Genomic DNA, 6,208 nt, shown 5'->3' on the forward strand with positions numbered 1-6,208 from the left:
TCGGAAGAAATTTCATCCCTGTTTTTTTTCCTGACCAACTTCACGGGGCCTGGAATTAAAAGGTTTACACAATCGACCTGACATTCCGACGTTCGCCTGCCAATGGCGGGTCTCTCGACACTGTTGTCGACACCACTTCTAAAAATTTCAGCCATACCCAGGCACCCTCCCGCCCACAAGAAGGACCCGAACACTTCCCAGAATTTCACGTGATCCGGGTCGATGGTCAGCCCGGACTCGTCTTCGTACCCCCGAAACAGATCGTTGTAATCGCCAAAGCCGCCGACCGGCAGGTCGCTCAGTCCGAAACGCCACGAGTTGGTGCAGAGCCAGCCGAGATCCCGCATGGGATCCCCAACGTGGGCGGCCTCCCAGTCCAGAACGGCGATGACTCCCAGTGGTGAAACGATCAGGTTCCCGTTGCGAAAGTCACCATGGACCAGGGTCGTGCGGCTGGATTCAGGCAGATGTTCCTTCAGCCATCTTGCGGTGTAGTCGATTGTCGGCTGCGCGGTTTTAAAGCTTTTGTAACGGTTCCACCCCATATCGATTGCATCTTCAGGGTTTATCCTCACCAGCCGTTTGCCAAGACCGGTTTCCTCGAGATCGAGGGCGTGAATCCGCGCAAGTATCTGGCCGCACTGATACGCCAGTTTCGGCCGGATATTTTTTAAGGATTCGGAGCGAACGATCCGCGATCCGAGCGTTTCGCCCTCGAGCCATTCCATAATAAACGCATCGCCGACACCATCCTCCGGTGCCGTGACATAAAACACCTCGGGCTCCGGGACGCCGGCTTCCTTTGCACGAAGGAACAGCTTTGCTTCAGTGGCCAGTCCCGCAGCACCCAGGATCAGGAGCGACCCAACCCCTTTAATCGAGCGCCGCATGGCCAGTTGCCGTTTACCCGTATGCGTCGAAATAACGATACGGTATGTTTCCTGGCTCGCGCCTGCCGACAGGCGCCTGCACAAGAGAAGTTTCTCGAAGCCTTCGAAGCGCTTTTCCAAAACAGCCTGAAGCTTGTTTTCGAAATCGCTGCGATCGTTTTCTTTTTCCGACATAGGTTACCCCATACTTACCCCCATCGTTGCAACACTGGGGTTGAGGTTTGGCCGTTGTTCACCCGGCTGAGAACCCCCCTTGGGTTTTTGTTGCTTCATGAAGCCGAACATATAACCGGCAACCCGCCGCATCTGTATCTCTTCCGCTCCCTCGGTAATGCGATAGCGCCGGTGATGTCGATAGATGTGCTCGTAATTGAAGATTCCCCGCAGCAAGCTGCAGGGAATGCGCTCGCTATCTCGGTTCATAAAACCCTCTCATTATCGATGTCATACCAATAAGGCCAACAACACGAAAGAAACCATGAAAATTTTCGTGCTTTCCCGCTTTCGTGATTGGTTTTATCTTTTTTCACTACATATCACTTGATGGCTTTTGGGGGTTTAGTAACGGAAAACCGGGTTGGGTTAAAAAATCGTTACTTCTTAATTCCAGCTATTTTTTTGGCGTCCTTCTTTTTCATGTCGAAATTAGCGTAGCGCTGAATCATCACCTTTTGGGCCTGGGGGGAACCGGCTCCGTGAATGGATTCGGTGAAGTAGGCGACGGCACCGGTCCCCATGGTGATATTCTCGATGAGACGAATGCAGCGCATCCGGTCCTCGGCCGAAATGTGGTCGACCCCCTTGAGATACTTCCGCAGCAGTTCGCCGATTACCGGAATGTCCAGATCCTTCTCCGAAGGGGTCGTGCCCACGACCGCCCCGGCGATGTCCTGTGCCAGGCGGCAAATTTCGGCAGGATTCCGGGTTATATTCAACTTGGCGACATTTGCCAGCAGTCCGTTGACCAAGCACCCGCCGGATGCGTGCTTGCTGCCCTCCGATGCGGCTGCAATCGCGCAGGCATAACAGGTTTCATTGAGGTGTACCATCTCCTGCAGCTTGTCCTTGATATGCGACGCTTTTTCAGTGCCGTTGTACTCGGCTATCAAGGCCGCCGCGCCTGTCAGCACGTCACCCATGCCGGTCTTGCATCCCCCGTAGCTGGCCCGGTGATAGTTGGCGAAGATTTCGACGAGCCTGCCTGAGAACGGATACTCGCCGCTCATCAGAACCTGCTCCCAGGGGATGAACACATCGTCGAATATCATGTAGGCCTCCTGGCCGCCGAATTGCGCGTTGCCCACATCGATCTCGCCCTTTTCCAGCTTTCTCGTGTCGCAGGACTGCCTCCCGTAAACGTAGGAGATGCCTTTTGTGTTGGTCGGCGTGACGAAGGTGACGGCATAGTCCTTGTCCTGCTCCCGCATGGCCGACGTCGGCGTAACCGCAACCCAATGCGAGTTTACGGCACCGGTCTGATGAGCCTTGCATCCCCGCACCACGATTCCCTTGGCATCCTTTTTTACCATGCGAAGGTAAAGATCCGGGTCGGCCTGTTTGCCGGGGGCAAGCGACCGGTTCCCCTTGGGGTCTGTCAGAGCGGCGTCACAGACAAGGTCCTCTTCCTGCACAATGGTTAAAAAATTGAGGAAGCGCTGATGGTATTCGGTATTTAATTCGGCGTCCATCTCATACGTTATGGCATTCAGGGTATTCATGGCATCCCAACCGGCACAACGCTGAAAACAGGTTCCGGTCTTTCTTCCCATCAAGCGTAAAAGCCGGGGTTTTTTCAACAGATCCTCGATGCGCTGGTGAACATGGGTGAATCGATTGATTTTTTTGCCGGACAGATGAGACGTCGCTGTGGCCAAGTCTTCATGTGCGGACTGTTGAGCGATTTCGTAGGTCATGCCGACAGAATTAAGGGTGGGCCTGATAATGGGGTTGTCGACAGTGTCCTCGACTTTTTCCCCAAGCAAATATACCGGCAGATGCAGTGCCCGGATGCTTTCAAAATATTCCTCTTTTGTTTTCAGTGTCATGACGAATTTCCCCCTGTGTCATTGAATCGTAAGGATTCGAAAATTTGAACCGAGATAGCGAGCGCATTCCCTGCAGCTTGCTGCAGGGTAAGCGAGCGAATCATAATCGATAGAATTCCTTACGGTGAAGATTCCCCTTACGCTTGCTGCGGGGAGTGTTCGATCACGGAAATTAAATTTTCCAACCGGTCTTTTCGGATTGATATGTTGACAATCTCTCCCTTGATTCAATGGATTCTCAACCGAAACTATTTAAATTCCCTTTGATGCTGATACTTATTTTATCAACATCTGGATGCCGGCAACACAGGGCGATTGGATATTTGTCAACACGCCGCCCAGCATTTGCGCCATGCCGACTTTGGCGCCATTGACTTGATTGGCACCAAACTCACCCCAGAGCTGTTTGGCCACATCACCGACGACACGCACACCGGATGCGCCTAACGGATGACCCAGTGAAAGCAGACCGCCGCTGGGGTTGACCGGACAACGGCCGGTCATTTCAAAATGACCCGAGCGGGCCTTCGAAATGCCTTCGCCCGGCTTGCACACGCCAAGGGTTTCATAAGCCGCCAACTCTTCTGCGGAAAAGGCATCGTGCATTTCGACCACGTCAATATCCTTCTCGGCATCCACGCCGGCCGCTTCGCAGGCTTCTTTGACGCCTGCAATCATCGCCGGCAATGCCAGGGGGTTGAAGGAAGCGTCTTGGGGGCCACCGACTGAAATAACGGAACCGGCAACTTTTACCGGTGCGCGACCCTTCTGGTTATGTTTCTTGGAATAATCGGCAGAACATAAAACGATAGCCGCGTCACCGTGTACGAAAATACCGTACCGACTTTACTGAGAGGCGCCTTCTCGACCCTGTCGGATGAACAGAATGTGCAAAGTTCCATCGCCGGATAGGAGGTTTTCCCGCAATCCCGGCATCTATTCCCCACTTGAATCCATTCCTCCCCACGCTTTTCCAAGGCGCCCGGATAAAAAATCATTTGACTGACCGCATCTTGATCAATCATATCCCTGCACACTCCTTCCTTACTTCTCTATTTTGCCGCCATTCGAATTGCACCGTCCAGACGAATCACTTCACCGTTGAGATACTGGTTTTCGACGATCTGGCGCGACAGCAGTGCGAATTCCTCCGGCTGACCCAAACGGTTCGGGTAAGGAACCATTTTCCCGAGAGAATCTAGGACCTTATCGGGAAGCCCCATAAGCAGAGGCGTTTCAAAAATACCCGGAGCGATGGTCATCACCCGGATGCCGTATGCCGCGCATTCCCTGGCAATGGGCAGGGTCATACCGCACACGGCCGCTTTCGACGCACTGTAGGATGCCTGGCCGATCTGGCCGTCAAAGGCGGCGACCGAGGCTGTATTGATAATGACCCCCTTCTCGTCCTCCGTGTTCTTCACCATCTGTTCCACCGCCAGCCGGATGACATTAAACGTGCCGATAAGATTGAGCTGCACAACCCGACTGAACGCATCCAGGGGATGGGGCCCTTTCTTGCCCAGCACCTTGGTCGGCGCGCCCGTACCCGCACAGTTGACCGCGATATGGATTGCACCGAATGAATCCACGGTTTTTTCGATCCCTGCAACGACGCTTGCCTCGCTGGTTACATCCACATGTGCGAAGATGACGTTCGCCCCCAGTTCCTCCACCAGCTTTACGGCCTTTTCATCCTGAATATCGAAAATCGCCACCTTCGCACCATCTTTAGCGAAGTTACGCACACACGCCTCACCCAACCCGGATGCGCCCCCTGTCACAATCGCCACTTTATCTTTTACGATCATCATCTTTCTCCTTTTTAGTTGATAAATAACAAAATCCTGAATTGAACTCGGGAAGATAATTTAACGCCCCTTGAAAACAGCGTCCCTTCTTTCGATGAAAGACCTTACCCCTTCGGCCGCATCGTCACTTTTCATGATCTCCCTGAGATCCGGCACCAGCTTGTCCACGGCGGCCCGCTCCCCGTGGGTTTGGACGCGCCTTGCCGACAGCAGGGAGGCCTGGACGCCCAGAGGCGCCTGTTTGGCCACGATTTCCGCGATCTCGAGGGCCCTGTCGAACTGGGCGCCTACCGCCGTCACCTCCTGGACAAGCCCGAGCCGGTGTGCTTCTGCAGCATCCATTTCTTCACCGGTCAGGATATACCGCATCGTGTTGCCCCAGCCGATTTCCTGGTGCATGCGAATCGTCACACCGCCCACCGGGTAGATGCCGCGTTTGATTTCGAGCATGGCAAAACGCGTGTTCTCGGCGGCCACCCGGATGTCCATGGCCAGCAACAGCTCGACCCCGATGGTGAAGCAGATACCCTGCACCGCGATTACCGTCGGTTTCTGAACGCGGTCTGTTTCAGGGTTGCCGAACAGGCCATAGGGATCACAGGCGCCCTTGGGAAGCGGCGGCGGGAATTCCCCCTTGTCCAGCAAAGGCGACCACTGGGCAAGGTCGAGGCCGCTGGTGAAGTGCTTGCCATTGGCATAGATGAGCCCGCAGCGCAGATCGGGATCGCGGTTGAGCTCGCCCAGGGCTTCTGCCAGCTCGATGAACATGTCGACATCGAAGGCATTCAATTTCCGGGGTCGATTGAGCCCCATGAGAAGTACATGTGCCTGCCGTTCAACATCTACTTTACTTTCCATTTCAGCAAAGCTCCTCTATTAGTCAAGCACCTCAATTGAGGTTGAGGTTTCATTCAAAACGTTCGGTTCCATATCCATCCCCTTTATTTACCCAACCCGGATAAACCGGAAATTCCAATATCAGATATCTAAATTCTGAACAATTTCAAAAGGGCCAACACCAAAAACAAAGGATCCGAGGATCCAAGGGCTCAAGGGGCCGAGGGGAAAGGCCCTATAGGTCAAATGTCTCACGGTTCACGGAATAAGCCTCAGGGCGCAGGGTCCAAGGTGCAGACCGCTTAACGCATGATGCTTTGGAATTGCCTTGCGCCTTTTGCCTTGGGCCTTGCGCCATACGTTTTACGTTTCACGTCTCACATTTCACGACGTAACACGGTATCGCTTAACACCTGACACACGGGGCTCGCCGTATACCGTGCACCGTACACCGTATACCGTTTTCGTATTTGGTCATATATCAGCGGTTGGCCAGAATGGCAACTATGCCGCACCCATCATAAGGATCCCCCCGATATGATGCACCAGCCCGTTTAAAGGCGCCGCAATCTGCCTTTCGGCTTCCACCTTGCATTGAAGCCGCTTGTAGATTTCATATGTCATC

Annotated in this window: 6 protein-coding genes and 1 pseudogene; all 7 read right to left on the reverse strand. The window is 53.8% G+C overall.

The features are described from left to right. Positions 1-1,064, reverse strand: a 1,064-nt coding sequence (locus LJE94_16200; GenBank protein ID MCG6911647.1) for a phosphotransferase family protein, incomplete at its 3' end; no start/stop codon positions are given. Between the two features lie 3 nt (positions 1,065-1,067). After that, positions 1,068-1,259, reverse strand: a pseudogene (locus tag LJE94_16205) (acyl-CoA dehydrogenase family protein). A 224-nt stretch (positions 1,260-1,483) separates the two neighbouring features. Next, positions 1,484-2,935: a 4-hydroxybutyryl-CoA dehydratase gene (locus tag LJE94_16210; protein MCG6911648.1), complete on the reverse strand. Its 1,452-nt coding sequence runs from the start codon at positions 2,933-2,935 to the stop codon at positions 1,484-1,486. Positions 2,936-3,211: 276 nt separating this feature from the next. Next, positions 3,212-3,613 carry a hypothetical protein gene (locus LJE94_16215; protein MCG6911649.1) on the reverse strand — a complete coding sequence of 134 codons (402 nt, stop codon included), beginning with the start codon at positions 3,611-3,613 and terminating at the stop codon, positions 3,212-3,214. Positions 3,614-3,684: 71 nt separating this feature from the next. Beyond that, entirely contained in the window at positions 3,685-3,933 is a 249-nt protein-coding gene (locus LJE94_16220; GenBank protein ID MCG6911650.1) for a zinc ribbon domain-containing protein, read from the reverse strand. Positions 3,934-3,987: 54 nt separating this feature from the next. Then, positions 3,988-4,746: a 3-hydroxyacyl-CoA dehydrogenase gene (locus LJE94_16225; protein MCG6911651.1), complete on the reverse strand. Its 759-nt coding sequence runs from the start codon at positions 4,744-4,746 to the stop codon at positions 3,988-3,990. Between the two features lie 60 nt (positions 4,747-4,806). Next, positions 4,807-5,604 (reverse strand): crotonase/enoyl-CoA hydratase family protein, encoded by a 798-nt coding sequence (locus tag LJE94_16230; protein MCG6911652.1) that lies wholly within the window; start codon positions 5,602-5,604, stop codon positions 4,807-4,809. Between the last annotated feature and the right edge of the window lie 604 nt (positions 5,605-6,208).

It is taken from the genome of Deltaproteobacteria bacterium (assembly GCA_022340465.1).
In the GTDB taxonomy this organism is placed as follows: Bacteria; Desulfobacterota; Desulfobacteria; order Desulfobacterales; family B30-G6; genus JAJDNW01.